This is a genomic window from Alcaligenes ammonioxydans (assembly GCF_019343455.1).
GTDB classification, from domain to species: Bacteria; Pseudomonadota; Gammaproteobacteria; order Burkholderiales; family Burkholderiaceae_B; genus Alcaligenes; species Alcaligenes ammonioxydans.
Window position 1 is genome coordinate 1,740,632 of record NZ_CP049362.1, and the last position, 16,762, is coordinate 1,757,393.

General features: G+C 55.8%; 15 protein-coding genes. 12 read left to right on the top strand and 3 right to left on the bottom strand.

Translation table 11 applies throughout. The features are described 5' to 3' along the window. Positions 1 to 20 precede the first annotated feature (20 nt). From pheT to FE795_RS07955, 4 genes are all read left to right on the top strand, one after another. The gene (pheT, locus tag FE795_RS07940; protein WP_219235987.1) at positions 21 to 2,426 is read left to right on the top strand and encodes a phenylalanine--tRNA ligase subunit beta; all 2,406 of its coding nucleotides are present in this window, start codon (positions 21 to 23) and stop codon (positions 2,424 to 2,426) included. Between the two features lie 9 nt (positions 2,427 to 2,435). After that, the gene (locus FE795_RS07945) at positions 2,436 to 2,759 is read left to right on the top strand and encodes an integration host factor subunit alpha (RefSeq protein ID WP_059317675.1); all 324 of its coding nucleotides are present in this window, start codon (positions 2,436 to 2,438) and stop codon (positions 2,757 to 2,759) included. Positions 2,760 to 2,836: 77 nt separating this feature from the next. Next, on the top strand, positions 2,837 to 3,241 hold the full coding sequence (locus tag FE795_RS07950) for a MerR family transcriptional regulator (RefSeq protein WP_003800357.1): 405 nt from the start codon (positions 2,837 to 2,839) through the stop codon (positions 3,239 to 3,241). A gap of 66 nt (positions 3,242 to 3,307) precedes the next feature. Further along, positions 3,308 to 4,120, top strand: a complete 813-nt coding sequence (locus FE795_RS07955; RefSeq protein WP_059317674.1) for a ferritin-like domain-containing protein — start codon at positions 3,308 to 3,310, stop codon at positions 4,118 to 4,120. Here the strand turns inward: FE795_RS07955 and FE795_RS07960 are convergent. Further along, positions 4,095 to 5,789 carry an anti-sigma factor domain-containing protein gene (locus tag FE795_RS07960; RefSeq protein ID WP_131071687.1) on the bottom strand — a complete coding sequence of 565 codons (1,695 nt, stop codon included), beginning with the start codon at positions 5,787 to 5,789 and terminating at the stop codon, positions 4,095 to 4,097. The two genes, FE795_RS07955 and FE795_RS07960, sit on opposite strands and share 26 nt — an antisense overlap. Positions 5,790 to 6,302: 513 nt before the next feature. Here FE795_RS07960 and FE795_RS07965 point away from each other — a divergent pair. Genes FE795_RS07965 through sufT form a run of 8 tightly spaced genes read left to right on the top strand, consistent with a single transcriptional unit; the run spans position 6,303 to position 14,454 of the window. Then, a complete protein-coding gene (locus tag FE795_RS07965; RefSeq protein WP_059317672.1) occupies positions 6,303 to 8,084 on the top strand; it encodes an ABCB family ABC transporter ATP-binding protein/permease in 1,782 nt (593 codons plus the stop codon). Between the two features lie 60 nt (positions 8,085 to 8,144). After that, the gene (locus FE795_RS07970; protein WP_003800349.1) at positions 8,145 to 8,639 is read left to right on the top strand and encodes an SUF system Fe-S cluster assembly regulator; all 495 of its coding nucleotides are present in this window, start codon (positions 8,145 to 8,147) and stop codon (positions 8,637 to 8,639) included. Then, a complete protein-coding gene (gene sufB, locus FE795_RS07975) occupies positions 8,636 to 10,084 on the top strand; it encodes a Fe-S cluster assembly protein SufB (RefSeq protein ID WP_003800345.1) in 1,449 nt (482 codons plus the stop codon). Before FE795_RS07970 ends, sufB begins: the two co-directional genes overlap by 4 nt. A 13-nt stretch (positions 10,085 to 10,097) precedes the next feature. Next, entirely contained in the window at positions 10,098 to 10,877 is a 780-nt protein-coding gene (sufC, locus tag FE795_RS07980) for a Fe-S cluster assembly ATPase SufC (protein ID WP_003800343.1), read from the top strand. Continuing rightward, the gene (gene sufD / locus FE795_RS07985) at positions 10,874 to 12,181 is read left to right on the top strand and encodes a Fe-S cluster assembly protein SufD (RefSeq protein WP_003800341.1); all 1,308 of its coding nucleotides are present in this window, start codon (positions 10,874 to 10,876) and stop codon (positions 12,179 to 12,181) included. Before sufC ends, sufD begins: the two co-directional genes overlap by 4 nt. Further along, positions 12,178 to 13,425 (top strand): cysteine desulfurase, encoded by a 1,248-nt coding sequence (locus FE795_RS07990; RefSeq protein WP_003800337.1) that lies wholly within the window; start codon positions 12,178 to 12,180, stop codon positions 13,423 to 13,425. Before sufD ends, FE795_RS07990 begins: the two co-directional genes overlap by 4 nt. Further along, complete coding sequence (gene sufU / locus FE795_RS07995) at positions 13,426 to 13,878, top strand: Fe-S cluster assembly sulfur transfer protein SufU (protein ID WP_003800334.1); 453 nt, start codon at positions 13,426 to 13,428, stop codon at positions 13,876 to 13,878. It abuts the gene before it with no gap. Between the two features lie 15 nt (positions 13,879 to 13,893). Next, on the top strand, positions 13,894 to 14,454 hold the full coding sequence (sufT, locus tag FE795_RS08000) for a putative Fe-S cluster assembly protein SufT (RefSeq protein WP_059317670.1): 561 nt from the start codon (positions 13,894 to 13,896) through the stop codon (positions 14,452 to 14,454). Positions 14,455 to 14,471: 17 nt separating this feature from the next. Here the strand turns inward: sufT and FE795_RS08005 are convergent, their stop codons facing one another. Then, positions 14,472 to 15,236: a response regulator transcription factor gene (locus tag FE795_RS08005; RefSeq protein WP_059317669.1), complete on the bottom strand. Its 765-nt coding sequence runs from the start codon at positions 15,234 to 15,236 to the stop codon at positions 14,472 to 14,474. 388 nt (positions 15,237 to 15,624) lie between these two features. Then, complete coding sequence (locus tag FE795_RS08010; protein WP_131071688.1) at positions 15,625 to 16,734, bottom strand: curlin-associated protein; 1,110 nt, start codon at positions 16,732 to 16,734, stop codon at positions 15,625 to 15,627. Positions 16,735 to 16,762: the final 28 nt, after the last annotated feature.

Below are 16,762 nucleotides of genomic sequence, written 5' to 3' on the forward strand. Positions count from 1 at the left end.
TACGTCTCCATCTTTGCATCATGTTATTTTCCGAATCGTGGCTGCGCCGCTTTGTGAATCCCAAACTGGGAACTGAAGAACTGGGTCATCAACTGACGATGGCTGGCCTGGAGGTTGAAGAAATTCAAGCCGCCGCGCCAGCGTTCGAGAATGTTGTCGTTGGCTTTATTGCCGAGATTGCCCCTCATCCCGACGCTGACCGCCTGCGCGTGTGCCAGGTCGATGACGGCTCGGGCAAGCTGCTGCAGATTGTGTGCGGTGCCCCCAATGCGGCTCAAGGCATCAAGATCCCGGTCGCTCGTGTTGGCGCAACGCTGCCTGGTGGCATGAAAATTGGCCCGGTCAAAATGCGTGGTGTGGAATCCGCCGGCATGTTGTGCTCGGGTCGCGAGCTGGGTCTGTCGCAAGATCACGATGGTTTGCTGGTACTGGATACGGACGCACCCGTGGGGCAAAGCCTGCGTGAGCTGCTGGATCTGGACGACCAGATTATCGAATTGAAATTGACGCCTAACCGTGCGGACTGCCTGTCCGTGCTGGGCGTGGCGCGTGAAGTGGCCGCTCTGACGGGCGAACCATTGACACTGCCCGACTTCACTCCTGTTCCTGTCACGATTGAAGATCGCGTTTCCGTTACCGTGAAAGACGCTGATCTGTGTGGCCGTTTTGCCGGTCGTGTGATTCGTGGCGTCAATGCGCGTGCGAAAACCCCGGACTGGATGAAAACCCGTCTGGAGCGTAGTGGCCAGCGTTCGATCTCTGCTTTGGTGGACATCTCCAATTACGTCATGCTGGAGCTGGGCCGTCCTACGCACGTGTTCGATTTGCAGCACGTACAGTCTGGCCTGGAAGTGCGTTGGGCACGTAAAGGCGAACAACTGGAGCTGCTGAGCGGTTTGAACGTCGAGCTGGATACCGATGTTGGCGTGATCGCGGTTAACGATGTAGTGCAAAGCATGGCCGGTATCATGGGCGGCGAACAAAGTGCCGTCACGCTGGACACGACAGATGTGTATCTGGAAGGGGCTTTCTGGTGGCCGGAAGCCATCATGGGCCGTGCCCGTCGCTATAAATTTTCATCGGACGCCAGCCATCGTTTTGAGCGGGGCGTGGACTTTGATTCCATTACCCAGCATCTGGAGCGCACCACCGCCTTGATACTGGAAATTTGTGGTGGTCAGGCTGGCCCCCTGGATGACCAGATTGTGGCCCTGCCGGAGCGCAAGCCTGTCGCCATGCGTCTGGAGCGCTGTCGTCGTGTGCTGGGCATCGCTTTGGAGCAGGATCAGGTCGAGAGCATCTTTACCCGCCTGGGCCTGAGCTTTTCGGTCGCCGACGGTGTGTTTACCGTCACGCCGCCCAGCTACCGTTTTGACTTGACGATCGAAGAGGATCTGATCGAGGAAGTCGCTCGTATTTATGGCTTTGAAAATATCCCTGATCTTCCTCCAGTCGCCGCAGCCCACATGCGCGTTCCTGAGGAAGCCCTGCGCGGTCCGCATGCCTTGCGTGCTGTCATGGCGGGGCAGGACTACCAGGAAGTCATCAATTTTTCCTTTGTGCAAGAGTCCTGGGAAAAAGGGATCAACGGGCAGGCTGACCCGATTCGCTTGCTCAATCCGATTGCCAGTCAGTTGGCTGTCATGCGCACCAGTTTGATCCCTGGTTTGTTGGCCAATATCGAACACAATGCCAACCGCCGGCAGTCTCGTGTGCGGGTTTTTGAATTTGGCCGTGTTTTCCTGCGGGATGCTTCGCAAGAAAATGGCGCATTGACAGTGGCCGGCATCCATCAGCCGAATCGCATTGCGGCGGCGGCCTGGGGTTCTGTCGTGAGTGAGCAATGGGGCCAAGCCGACCGCCCTGTGGATTTCTTTGATGTCAAACGGGACCTGGAGACCTTGCTGGGTCAACGGGCTGCTCACGTACGGTTTGAACCTGAAGTTCATCCGGCCTTGCATCCTGGTCGTAGCGCCAGTGTGAAGCTGGAGGGTAAAACCATAGGCTGGATTGGTGAAGTCCATCCCCAGTGGTTGGGTGAGTTTGGTCTGAACCAGGCCCCGGTGGTTTTTGAGGTGGATGTCGAGGCGATTTCGCGTGACGACGTGGTGCATGCCCAGGAGATCTCCAAGCAGCCCGTGGTGCAGCGTGATCTGGCAGTTTGGGTCAATAAAGACGTATCCTATCAAGCGGTGCTGGATACGCTCAATCAAGTGCGCCGCAGCGTAGCATCCGCGGCAATTGTCAAAGACATTCAGTTGTTTGACGTCTGGCGTGACAAGAACGATGCGTCGGAAAAGAGTCTGGCCATTCGTTTCTGGCTGCAGGACAGCGCAAGCACGCTGGATGATGAGCGTGTCGAGCAATGCCTGGAAGCATTGCTGGCGGCACTGGTATCCGCGCATGGTGCACGGGCACGGGCATAAGGAGACACAATGAACGTAGAGCGTACTTTGACCAAAGCGGACCTGGCAGAACTCTTGTTTGAACGTGTTGGTTTGAATAAGCGGGAAGCCAAAGATATCGTGGATACCTTCTTTGCTGAGATCCGCGATTCCCTGGCCGACGGTGTAGAGGTCAAGTTGTCCGGTTTCGGTAATTTTCAGGTGCGGGATAAACCCCCGCGTCCTGGTCGCAACCCCAAGACGGGTGAGGTCATTCCTATTTCGGCGCGCCGGGTGGTGACTTTTCATGCCAGTCAAAAGCTCAAGAGTGTCGTTGAAGGCGCACCGGTGGCGCCCGAGGATGACCGGGACTAAATCCTGGTACGTTTGCGTACAGTTTTGCCTGACTGAACGTGTAAAATCATTCCTATTGTCGATGAGCATCAGTGGCCATGAGCACAAACGAAAAAACGGCGACCTTGCCTCCTATCCCTGCCAAGCGTTATTTCACCATCGGTGAAGTCAGCGAGCTTTGTCTGGTCAAGCCCCATGTCTTGCGTTACTGGGAGCAGGAATTTACACAGCTAAAGCCTGTCAAGCGACGTGGTAACCGACGTTATTACCAGCACCATGAAGTGCTGTTGATTCGCCGGATTCGCGGCTTGCTGTACGACGAGGGCTTTACCATCAGCGGCGCACGCAATCGTCTGGGCGATGGTCCGGATATGCCGTTTGACCAGGAAGCGGCGGTACGTCTGACCGGTCAGGAGATGCAAGCCCTGCGCACCAATCTGGGACAGATCCAGGCGATGCTGGATCAGGCCCTGGCCATGACAGACCCGGGCTCTGCCCAGTAATTCCGGATTGTCGGTGGGAAGGAAGGTCGGCCTGGGTGCCGGCCTTTTTTCATGGAAGGATGAACAGTGAATCTACGTCGTCGAGCTCTACAAGCCCTGGTGGTGCAAGAACCGGCTGCCAAGCTGGCTGCCGTTCGAGCCATTCCCCCTGGTTTGCCTGTTGGGGCGCATGAGCATCTGGATGAGCCACCTGGTGTGCCCGGAAGGCCGCCCGGCTTACGTTTTGTCAGTCCTCAACAGGTGCCCAGGCGCTCAGTACACACCCTTCAGGGGCGTGCGGCCTTATTGCACTCCCTGGCGCATATTGAATTCAATGCCATTAACCTGGCTTTGGACGTGTTATGGCGTTACCCGGGCTTGCCAGATTCGTTTTACGCGGGCTGGTTGCAAGTTGCGGTGGAAGAGGCTTTGCACTTTGAGTTGTTAAACGATCATTTGCAAACCTTGGGGGTCCGCTACGGCGATTTGCCTGTCCATGATGGCCTGTGGGAGATGGCAGAGCGAACCCGCTTCGATTTGCTGGCACGGCTGGCCTTGGTGCCTCGAACTCTGGAGGCGCGCGGTCTGGACGCGTGTCCGGTGGTCCACAGCAAGCTGCTGGAGGCCGGCGACCAGAAGGCCGCGTCCATTATTGCCATCATCTTGCGTGATGAGGTGGGGCATGTGGCCTTGGGGAACTACTGGTATCGCAAAGTCTGCCAGGAGCAGGGTTTATCCGATTTCGATACCTATGGTGAACTGGCGCAGCATTACCGCGCCCCTCGCCTGCGGGGGCCGTTCAATCGTAAAGCCCGCCTGGAGGCAGGCTTTACGGCAGCGGAGATTGATGAGCTGGAACGTCTGGATACGGCGTTCAGGAGCGCGTTGCCGACGAGCTAGCCTCCTTGTTGCTGATAGGCAGATTGTCCAATTGTCCAAAACTGACAATGCGGCCTATATAAAGGACGGGGCCTTCCGGTGCGCCACTATTGGAGCCTCCCTCGGCTTCCAGCGTCATTTCAAAAATCTGTTCGTCTTCGACCGTGCCGATCAAGGCAGCGGGGACGGTGATGGGACGATTGGGGTCGATCAAACCCAGGGAGCGGATTTGTGTCCCACGGGGCGTGTGAGTCCATAACTGCACGGATTGGGTGGCTTTAACTTCGGTATTGACCTTGGGCACCAGCAGGACATTTCCTTGCGGGTCCACCGTCGCAATCCAGGCAGGCGTCGAGGATTGGCCGGGAGCTTGCAGGATCGCTGCCTGACGTGGCTTCATTTCAATGACATTGACCGGTGGTTCCGAATTCATGTTCATGAACAGGGCAATGGCCAAACCTAGTATTACGACAACGGCCAAACCACCGAGCAGCAGGGGCAAGGGCATTGCAAAGCCACGCGCTTTTTTTCCTTCCTCTGCGGCCTCGGGTGCCGGTTTTTTCTCGCTGGTCAGGCTGGGGGGCACTTCGCTGTTGGCAGGTTTTTTCTTGTTCCCTTTTCTGGGCGGCGCGACAGGGGGCAAGTCGGGCGTGGGAATCATCGATTTGGCTGCAGGGTCAGCGTCGGCGCGCAACAAAGTGGGAAAGGGCGGAGCATGCTCCTCGGCCTTGTCAGTGGCGCTTGTGCTGTCTGCGGACCAGCGTGGTTCATTACGAATGGCTGGCTTGGCTGTGCCGTCAATCGCATTGCTGGTCTTGATGCTGGGTTCCTGACGTTCTGTTTTAGCTGCTGTGCTGTTCGCTGCCGCGATCGCCCCTGCGCCGCCACCTGGCGACGCAGGAACTTCCTTCTCGGGGCTAATCGGGCTGCCTGCCTGACGGCGTGCGGCAGGCGGCGGCAACCCTAAGGTATGGTGGATGTGCGCCAGACTGGTGGGGGCTGGGACGGTAGGGGTCAGACAATCCACCAGCTCCAGCCAGGCCTGCTCCCAGGCCAATGCCAGACGAGCGGCCTGATCATTTTGCTGCATCAGCGTGTGCGCCTGCGCCAATTCATGCTGACTAAGCAAGCCCAATGTGTATTCGCCAATCATGACGGCATGGCGCGGGTCGTTGGCATTGCCTTCATTGATTAAAGGGGTGAGCTGTTGCAGACCATGCTGAACCACGGCGCGCAACTGAGCGGGGGATCGATTCAGTTGAGGGCCTAATTGCTCATAGCTGTTGCCATGCAAATAGGCATGAATCATGGCGCGTTGACTGGTACCGTCCAGTTTCCCCAGGGCGGGAATGAATCGTTGTCCTGACTGAGGCTTAATGGCGGGCAAAGCGTAACTGCTATCCCCACTTTGCGTACGCTGGCGTAAACGGGCCAGCAATCTGAAACGCAGAATGCTATAAATCCAGGCACGGCCCTCACCCAGATCGGGGTCGTAGCCTGCGGCATTTTTCCACAACAGGACAAAGCTGTCGCGCAGAACCTCTTCAGCATCAATGCGGCGACCCAAAACGGCCTGGCCCAAAGCCAGCATCAAGGGTGCTTCCCGGTCGTACAGCACATCCAGCGCCTGGCTGTCCTGTGCGGCTAACTGATCCAGGGAAGAAGAATACGAGAAAGAAGAAGACGGCATGGATGACTTTTGCACGGTAAAGGAATTTATAAGCCAGTTGCCCGTGTCTCAGGCGCCATTCTGATCGGATGGGTACCCGTTTCGGACAAGCAGGTATTGTATGCCTTTCGCAGAAGGCCGGAAGGTAACAAAGTGCTGGATTGCCAGCATTTTCATTGCAATGGCAGAGATGTCGGGAATGGGGAGCCAATCCTGTGCATTCGTTCCACCGGGCTGCTGGATGCACAGCACTTTTTGGAGCAATGTGGCTTGAAACAAGCACGCCGGCGTTAGGGTCTTGGTGTAGGAGTCAGGTGCCCGGAGCTATACTTGATGATTGCCTGACGCCTGCTCATCTGGCAGGAAAAGTAGGCGGCTAATCGTTTTGTTGTATTCGTATCAAGGACAGCTCAGGAGTCTGGCTGTGTGTGGACTGGGCATGCTGCCAGTTTGACCTTGATTTCAGCTTTGTGCTGCAACCTCTTTTGAACCTGTCCGCTGTTCTTTGGCCTTTTGCTATTGAACGCGACTCTATTGCGTGTGCCTCCTCGTCCTGAAGTGCTTGATGGTGTCTCCGGTGGTTTGAGCACCCTGAAATCTCTATTTCCTTACGTTTGGCGTTTCAAAACCCGCGTGGTTGTGGCCTTGGCCTGCCTGATTCTGGCGAAAGTGGCCACCGTCCTGATGCCCATCTACTTAAAGCAGGTCATCGATGCTTTGAGTCTGCCGGCTACGGCGCTGATGCTGCCTGTGGCGGCGCTGCTCGGATATGGGGCGGTGCGGCTGGCCTCCAGTGCCTTGGGGGAAATCCGCGATGCCCTGTTTGCACGGGTAACGCAAGGCGCAGTTCGCCTGATTGCCAATAATGTCTTTCGGCATCTGCTGGATCTGTCACTGCGTTTTCATACCGAGCGCCAGACGGGTGGGTTAAGCCGGGATATTGAGCGGGGCACCAAGGGCGTCAGCTTTTTGCTCAATTTTCTGGTTTTCAATATTTTGCCCACCCTGCTGGAAATCGCCCTGGTGTGCGGCATTTTGCTCTGGCGCTATGACTGGACCTTTGCGGCCGTCACCTTGGGAACCATTGCGACTTATATTGTCTTTACCCTGCTGGTCACGGAGCGGCGCATGCGTTATCGGCGCACCATGAATGATCTGGACAGCCGTGCCAACTCCCGTGCCATTGATGCTTTGCTCAACTATGAAACCGTGAAGTATTTTGGCAACGAGGAGTATGAAATCAATCGTTATGACCAGAATATGGGTCAGTGGGTGCAGGCTGCCGTCCGTAATCAGGTATCGCTGAACCTGCTCAATATCGGGCAAGCCTCTATCATCAGTATTGGCGTTACCGCTTTGTTGTTCATGTCTGCGCAAGGGGTGTTGGCCGGATCCATGACGGTAGGGGATGTGGTGTTGGTCTCGGCCTTTCTGACTCAGCTGTACGCACCGCTGAATTTTCTGGGATTTGTATATCGCGAGATCAAGAACTCCCTGGCGGACATGGAGCGTTTGTTCTCCCTGCTGCGCCGCAAGCAGGAGGTGACGGACGCACCCAATGCCCAAGAGTTGTCCTGTACACAGGCCAGTGTGCGTTTTGAGAACGTCAGTTTTGCCTACGATAAGCGTCGCACGGTTATCCAGAACCTGAGTTTCGAGATTCCGGCAGGCAAGACGGTGGCCGTGGTGGGGGCTTCAGGGGCGGGCAAGTCCACCTTGTCGCGTCTGTTGTTTCGTTTTTACGATGTGACCGCCGGGCGGATTCTGTTTAATGACCGTGCGCTAAACGAGTGGACACAAGAGAGTCTGCGTCGCCATATTGGTATCGTTCCGCAAGACACGGTGCTGTTTAACGATACGATTTTGCACAATATTGCGTATGGTCGTCCCGATGCCAGCAAGGAGCAGATTGTTGCCGCTGCCCGTGCTGCCAGTATTCATGACTTTATTCAAAGCCTGCCGGATGGCTACGAGACCGTGGTGGGCGAGCGTGGACTGAAGTTGTCCGGGGGTGAGAAACAGCGCGTGGCGATTGCTCGTACCTTGCTGAAAAACCCGCCGGTGCTGATCCTGGATGAAGCGACCAGTGCGCTGGATACGCGTACGGAGCGGGCCATTCAGGCCGAACTCAATGAGATCGCCCGTGACCGTACCACCTTGATCATTGCCCACCGCCTGTCCACGATTACGGACGCAGATCTGATCCTGGTTCTGGAGCGTGGCCAGATAGTGGAGCAGGGCACGCACAACGAACTTTTAGCCCTGGATGGCGCCTATGCCCGTATGTGGAATATCCAGCAAAGTCTGCAGGGATAATTTGACCATATAGTACCAAAGCAGTACTATATAGTTCTACGACCTGTTCAGAGAGAAGGAATGCTGCGAATCAGTAAAATCATTGATTACGGCACTTTGGTGCTGACACACATGGCTGGCGATCCAGACCGTGTGTTCAGTGCGTCTGACTTGGCCGCCATCCTGGGTTTGGGCCAACCAACTGTCAGCAAGGTGCTTAAACTGCTGGGCCAGCATGAACTGGTAATCAGTAGTCGAGGCGCACGCGGAGGGTATGTGTTGGGCCGCCCCGCCAAACAGATAAGTGTAGCGCAGATTATTGATGCACTGGAAGATCAGCCCTTTGGCTTGACCGAATGTGTTGCCACTCCTGGAGCCTGTTCCGTGGAGTCAGACTGCCACATACGCAGTAACTGGCAGCGTATCAACGATATTGTCCGGCGTACCTTGGAAGAGGTCAGTGTTGCAGACATGATACGCGTGCCCGTTAACGAGTTTCCCCTGACACACAAGCCGGGTCCCGAATTGAAAAACAGAAACAAGGCGAACACCTCCAACGTGGAGTTAACCGAATGAGTACCGTCAACGAACATCTGGACACCTTCCTCGATCGTGATTACGAGGCAGGCTTTGTCACCGACATCGAGTCTGAAACCATACCGAAAGGTTTGAACGAAGACGTCATCCGTTTCCTGTCCGCGAAAAAACGCGAACCGGAGTTCATGCTGGAATGGCGCCTGGCTGCTTACCGCCAGTGGCTGACCATGAAGTACCCCAAGTGGTCGATTGTGGAGTACCCGCCAATCGACTTTCAGGACATCAGTTACTACTCCGCGCCCAAAAGTAAGGCCGATGGTCCCAAGAGCCTGGATGAGGTCGATCCTGAACTGTTGCGCACCTATGAAAAACTGGGTGTGCCCCTGCACGAACGCGCACGTCTGGCCGGTGTGGCCGTTGACGCCGTGTTTGACTCGGTCTCGGTGGCCACCACCTTCCGCAAAGAACTGGAAGAAGTGGGCGTGATCTTCTGTTCCTTTTCCGAAGCGGTACGTGAATATCCGGAACTGGTCAAAAAGTACCTGGGCACGGTGGTCCCTCCCAGCGACAACTTCTATGCCGCACTGAACTCGGCTGTGTTCTCTGATGGTTCCTTTGTGTACATCCCCAAAGGGGTGCGCTGCCCCATGGAGCTGTCCACTTATTTCCGTATCAATGCCCGCGACACCGGCCAGTTCGAGCGCACCTTGATCATTGCGGAAGAGGGCGCGTCGGTCAGTTACCTGGAAGGCTGTACGGCGCCGATGCGCGATGAAAACCAATTGCACGCTGCGGTCGTGGAGCTGGTCGCGTTGGACGACGCCAAGATCAAGTACTCGACCGTGCAAAACTGGTACCCCGGTGACAAGGACGGCGTAGGCGGTATTTACAACTTCGTCACCAAGCGTGGCGAATGCCGTGGCGCACGTTCGCACATCTCCTGGACGCAGGTTGAAACCGGCTCGGCCATTACCTGGAAATACCCCAGCGTGGTGCTGCGTGGCGATGACTCCCAAGGGGAGTTCTACTCGGTCGCCCTGAGCAATCACCGTCAGCAAGCGGACACCGGCACCAAGATGATCCATATGGGGCGCAATACCCGCAGCACGATTATCTCCAAGGGGATTTCGGCCGGCCAGGGCATCAATACCTATCGTGGTTTGGTGCGGATTACTCCCAAGGCAGAGAACGCCCGCAATTACACTCAGTGTGATTCGCTGCTGATTGGCAAGCGCTGCGCTGCGCATACCTTCCCGACAATGGAAGTGCAGAATCCCAGTGCCAGTGTGGAACACGAGGCGACGGCTTCGCGTATTGGAGAGGATCAGCTCTTTTATGCCATGCAGCGCGGCCTGACAGCCGAAGACGCCGTCTCCATGATCGTGAACGGCTTTTGTAAAGAAGTGATTAAAGAATTGCCCATGGAGTTTGCGGTCGAAGCACAGAATTTGCTCGGCGTCAGCTTGGAAGGCAGTGTAGGTTAAGGAGAATAATGAAATGCTGACGATTAAAGATTTGCGCGCTTCGGTTGAAGATAAACCTATCCTTAAAGGCCTGAACCTGGAAATCAAACCCGGTGAAGTTCACGCCATCATGGGTCCGAACGGCTCGGGCAAGAGCACCTTGTCCCAGGTTCTGGCGGGTCGTGAAGACTACACCGTGGAAGGTGGTTCGGTTGATTGGCTGGGTCAAGACCTGCTGGAAATGAAGATTGAAGACCGCGCCCGTTCCGGTCTGTTCCTGGCATTCCAGTACCCCATCGAAATTCCCGGTGTGTCCAACGCCTATTTCCTGCGTGCTTCGGTGAACGCCGTGCGTCGTCATCAGGGTCTGCCTGAGCTGGACGCCATGGACTTCCTCAAGCGCGTGAAAGAGGAAATGAAGATTGTAGGTATGCGTGAAGAGTTTCTGTACCGCTCGGTGAACGAAGGCTTTTCCGGCGGCGAAAAGAAACGCAATGAAGTTCTGCAAATGAGTCTGCTGGAGCCCAAGCTGGCCATTCTGGACGAAACCGACTCCGGTCTGGATATTGACGCTTTGCGCGTGGTGGCTGACGGCGTGAACCGTCTGCGTTCCCCCGAGCGTTCCTTGCTGGTGATCACTCACTACCAACGTCTGCTGGATTACATCGTGCCTGACTTTGTGCACGTTTTGGCCGGTGGCAAGATCATTCGTTCCGGTGGCCGTGAGTTGGCCCTGGAACTGGAAGAGCGTGGCTACGGCTGGGTGCTGGAACAAGCAGAGGCCGAACAGAAAGCCAAGGGAGCTGCGGTATGAGTCTGCCGGATTGGGTCAACAGCTTTGCCGCTCAGGCTGCACAAGCATCTGGAGCCGGTCTGCCATGGCTAAGCGCTGTGCGTCAGCGTGCGCTGGAGCGTTTCGAACAAGAAGGCTGGCCAACCACACGCATTGAAGCCTGGCATCACACCTCCTTGGCTTTGCTGGAACAACAAAGCTTCGCGCCACGCAAATCAGCATCGGCAGCGGAGCTGGTGGCGTCGGTGCGCCAACAAGAGGACGGGTACTTCCTGGTCTTTGTGGATGGTCACTACGATGCGGCGCTGTCGCACCTGGACGAATTGCCCGCTGGTGTGCGTTTGGCTTCGCTCAGCGCCTGTCTGGAGCGCGATGCAGATTGGTTGCAGCAGGCTTACGGTGATGAGTCCCAGGGCGCTTCGACCGCAGCCTTGAACCTGGCCTTGGCTCAGGATGGTGCCGCCTTGCATATCGCCGCTGGCAAGCACCTGGAGCAACCGGTCCATTTGGTTTTTGTTCGCACCCAAGGGGGCAGCGCCAGCTTCACGCGTAACCTGATTTCTCTGGAGTCGGGTGCCAGTGCAACGGTGGTTGAGCACTATGTAGGTCAGGACGGCATGGATGCGTCCTTGAGCAGCGTCGTGACTCGTCTGAACGTGGCCCCAGATGCCAATCTGACGCACATGAAGTTGCAGCAGGAAGCGCTGCAAGACTTTCACCTGGCGGCCATCGATGTGCAGCAAGGTCGCGGCTCGGTATTCAATTCGCACTCGCTGTCCTTCGGTGCCCGTATTGCCCGTAACGATATTGCTACCGTTTTCAACGGCGAGCGTTGCGAAACCTTGTTTAACGGCTTGTACTTTGTGGATGGTCGTCGTCATGTCGACCACAACACACTGATTGACCATGCCCAGCCCAACTGCCAAAGTCGTGAGTTCTACCGCGGTATTCTGGCAGACACCGCCCGCGGTGTGTTCAGTGGTCGTGTGCTGGTGGGCAAGGGTGCCGATGGTACGGATTCGGTACAGCGTTCGGACAGCTTGCTCTTGTCCAAGATGGCGCGGGCAGATTCCCGCCCCGAGCTGGAAATCTACGCTGACGACGTCAAGTGTGCTCACGGGGCCACGGTGGGCCAACTGGATGCCGATAGCCTGTTCTATCTGCGCTCGCGAGGCATGAGCATGGAAGATGCCCGCAATATGCTGATTTATGCATTTGCCGCCCAGTCCTTGGAGCGCATTGCGTCTGAAAGCCTGCGTAGCCGTGCCACTGTCGGTATTAATGCGTTGTTGCCGGGCGGGCTCGCCCTTGGAGATCTTGCATGAATGCGCCCATGCCCGTAACTGCTGCTGGTTTGCTGAATCACCGCGAGGATTTTCCCATCCTAGCCCGCCCGATCCGGGGGCAACGCTTGTCCTATCTGGATAACGGTGCGACGACGCAAAAGCCGCGTTCGGTCATTGAGGCCGAGGCGCGATTCTATGAGCAGTCCAATGCGAATATCCATCGGGGTGTGCATTGGCTGTCTCAACATGCTACTGAGCTGTACGATCAGGCCAGAAGTACAGTGCGGGCATTTCTGAATGCCGCCCGTGATGAAGAGATTGTATTTACGCGTGGCACCACGGAATCCATTAATCTGGTCGCCTACAGCTGGGGCATGGATAACTTGAAGGCAGGCGACGAGATCTTGCTGACAGGTCTGGAGCATCACTCCAACATCGTGCCCTGGCAGCTGGTTGCCCAGCGTACCGGCGCCATCATCCGCGTGGTGCCCGTGCTGGACAACGGTGAATTGGATCAGGAAGCATTCCAGCAACTGCTCAATGAGAAAACCCGCCTGCTGGCCGTGGTCCATGTCTCCAATGCGCTGGGGACGATTAACCCCATTGCTGAAATGACGCGTCAGGCCCATGCGGTCGGCGCCAAGGTGCTGGTGGATGGTGCCCAGTCCGTCCCCCACGGTGTGGTGGACGTGCAAGCCCTGGATGCCGATTTTTATACATTTTCGGCTCACAAGCTTTACGGGCCAACCGGCATGGGCGCCTTGTATGTGCGCTACGACATTTTGGACAGCATGTCACCCTGGATGGGTGGCGGTGACATGATCACCACTGTCAGCTTTGAAAAAAGCAATTACGCGCCCGTGCCGCAGCGTTTTGAAGCGGGGACGCCCAATATCGCTGGTGCCATTACCATGGCTGCCGCCATCGATTATTTGATGCGTATTGGCATGCAGCGTATTGCCGACCACGAAGCACTGCTGCTGGATTACGCCACCGAAGCCTTGCTGGCCATGCCTGGCATTCGCATTATCGGGACGGCGGAACACAAGGCTGGGATTGTGTCTTTCCTGGTTGACGGTATTCATCCGCACGACCTGGGTACTATCCTGGATATGGATGGGGTAGCAGTGCGTGCCGGTCACCACTGTGCCATGCCTTTGATGACGCGGTTTGGCATCCCGGGTACGGCGCGTGCTTCTTTTGCCCTGTACAACGATTACGCTGATATTGATGCTTTGCTGGGCAGCCTGCGCAAAGCGCAAAAACTATTTGGAGTTGGCTAAATGAGCCAGGATTTCAACGGGCTGCGCGAGCTTTACCAAGAGGTCATTTTCGACCACAACCGTAGCCCGCGTAACTTTGAAGTAATAGAAAATGCCAGCCATTTCGCCAATGGCCACAACCCTTTGTGTGGGGATCAGCTGGCGGTGTATGCCGTTGTCGAAGACGGCATTGTGCAGAAAGTCAGCTTTGTGGGTCATGGCTGTGCCATTTCCAAGGCGTCGGCGTCCTTGATGACCGAAGCTGTTAAAGGTCTGACTCTGGCTGAGTTTGAGTCGCTCTTTCAAGATATGCATGCCATGCTGACAGAGGCTCATCCAGATCGGGACCTGGGCAAGCTGGAAGTGTTATCGGGTGTGCGTGAATTTCCTGCACGGGTTAAATGTGCCACGTTGGCCTGGCATACCCTGCACAACGCCATCAATCAGGCCAAAGAAACCGCGCAAACGGAATAAAGGCGCAAGCAAGCCATGAGTTACTTTGAACGACATGATGTGCTGGTCAGTCGGGACTGCCCGGCAGTGAGCATTCCTTACGGCGCTCCCGTCACCATCGAGGCGGGGTGTACGGCGACGATTACCCAGAAGCTGGGTGGTAGTTATACCGTCATGGTGGAAGGCAATCTTTACCGGATTGAGGGCGTCGATGCCGATGCCTTGGGTTTTGAGTCTCAGGACAAGCCTGAGGTCTTTGTCCCTGAACTGCCGCTGAGTGAAAAAACCATTGAAGATGCCGCCTGGATTGTACTGTCCAGTGTGTACGATCCCGAGATTCCGGTTGATATCGTCAATCTGGGACTGGTGTATGCCTGTCACGTGACTAAGACGGGGCCCGAAACCTTTTCCATTACGATGGAAATGACGTTGACAGCCCCCGGCTGCGGAATGGGGACCATGATTGCGGACGAGGCTCGCTACAAGCTGGAAACGATTCAGGGTGTCGAGAAAGCCGTGGTTGATCTTGTCTGGGACCCGCCGTGGAGTCGTGAGCGAATGAGCGAATCCGCCCGTTTGCAACTGGGTATGTTGTAATTTTGAAAAGCCTGCGATCAGCAGGCTTTTTCCATGTGGGAGCTGGGCATCCCGAGCCTGGCCCCTTTGGAAACCGCGCGATAGACAGCCTCGTTGCGATTATGTACGTTCATTCGTATATAAAGGGTTTCGGCATGCGCCTTGGCCGTGGCCGACGAAATATTCAACTGCCGGGCCACGCCCTTGATGGTCATGCCACGAGCCAATAGCACAAGCACCTCGTACTGGCGAGGCGTCAGACCCAGTAGCCGTGCTTCGTCAAGAGGGTCGATTTCTCGATTGACGGGTGGCCAGCGTTCAGGTTCGTAGGACGTAATCAGCCTGTCGGGCTCCGCTTTAGAAGGCAATGGGCTCGAAGGCTGGTTTGTAGGCGTGGCCATTGAGGTCGGTTGACGCTGGGGCGCAGGCGATGGAAAACAGGAACCGCCTGCCAATACCAGATTGATGGTAGCCGCCATCAATTCCGGCGTGGCGGTCTTGAGTAAATGCCCCATGACGCCGGCAGGCATGTCCTGAATTGCCGGTAAGGCGTAGTGGGATTCGGCCATCAAGAGTACGGCGCTAGGCTGCAGACTGCGGCGTACATCAGCTAGCAGCTTCATACAGGCCTCGGCGGAAGGTACCGACAATAGCAGCAACTCACAACGTCGTGTTTGCAGACCTGTCTCCATTGACTCGTAGTCCATGCTGAGCAGTTCCGCGCTGGGCAGAGTGTCTGCCAGCAGTCGTATGATACCTAACCTGAATAAGGTGTGTGGTTCCACGACGATAATTGTTGTCATTTTGTATCTCCCTCACTGCGTATATAGGCTCTATGTCATTGTGTTGAATAAGCCTTTTGTTGGGTTGCGTGTGTCATTTTCTTTGGTAGTTATGTGTGTTTTCGTTTCTCTATACCCGTTGTGCGGCCTAATTATCCGGCGGCGAGTCGCACTCAGGGCTGACGAATTATTTGAAATTGTTAAAAATGTTTTGTATTTGTCAAAATTTGATGTTTTAAATGTCAGTTTGTGCCGAAAAGCGCGGATTGGCTATTTGAATAGCCTTATAAATTCGGGTTACTCCTACGCTCCATAACCCTTAAATCCCTTACGTATCAATGATTTGAGGGTTGTCAGCGGCGCCTACTATATAACATATTGCCGCTGACAGGTGGCTTACATTAGCCGGTTAATGCTGGTTGACATACGCATTGTTGAAATTACCCGTCTGGGTGACGGTGCTGTTATGGTTTAGGCCGCTTTGCACCACTTGGGCGCGGTTGGCCCAACCGTTCTGCGTTACCGACGAATCCAGGTTGAAACCGACCTGGGTAACCACGGCCGTGTTGTAGCCGCCGCCCTGACTGATGTAGGAGTCGTTGCCGATACCCGCTTGGGAGTTGTAGGCGTCATTGCCCAGGCCACTTTGGATGATGTTGCTGTCGTTGCTGTAGCCGGTCTGTTCAGTAACAGCTTTGTTATGCGAGCCGCTCTGGATAATACTGGCATGCAGGCGATCCGAATTGCCCCTCCACGTCCCGGTTTGGCTGATGGTGGCATCATTCTTGTGGCCGCCACCCTGGACGATAGAGGCGTTCGAGTTGGAGACATTCCATTGATCGATCACGCCGTTGTCGTACTTGCCGCTATCGGTGATGCTGGCCGTCGAGCCCGTGCTTTTATATTGATTGATGTATGCATCCCCTTTGTATCCCGACTGGGTAATGAAGGCGTTGACATTGCTGCTGTTGTTTTGCTCGATGACCGAGTCGTTGCGCTCGCCGCTGTCGTTGATGACAGCCAGTGCGTCACGGGTTCGGTATTGATTGACATAGGCATCGCCCATTTGTCCCGTTTGGTTTACCCAGGCTTGGTCACCGGCGCTGCGGACTTGTTCCACAACCGCCTTATTGTCCGAGCGCAATTGCTTGATGCCGATTTGCGACCCATTGGCCTCCCATTGGCTGGCGAAAGCGTCGTTGCGATTGCGCGATTGAGTGATGGTGATCGTGGAGTTGCCGCCGCTGCGGCTTTGTTCCACCACGGCCTTGTTGTCGTTGCCGTTGATGACCTTCACGGTAGTGCGAACCGTACCGTTGTCCCACTGATTGATGTAGTCGTCGTTGCGGTCTCCCTTCACGTCGATGCTCGCGTTGGCGTTGGTGTTGTGGTTTTGAAGAACTACACCTTTATTAAAGCTGCCGGTCTGCGTCACGGTGGCGTTGTCAGCCAGCGCCAGTGTGGGCAGGGCCAGCGCGGTGCCCAGGGCAATAGCCAATGTGGACAGTTTGCCGTTCATATACTTCTCCTCAGTGCATGTCGAAGAC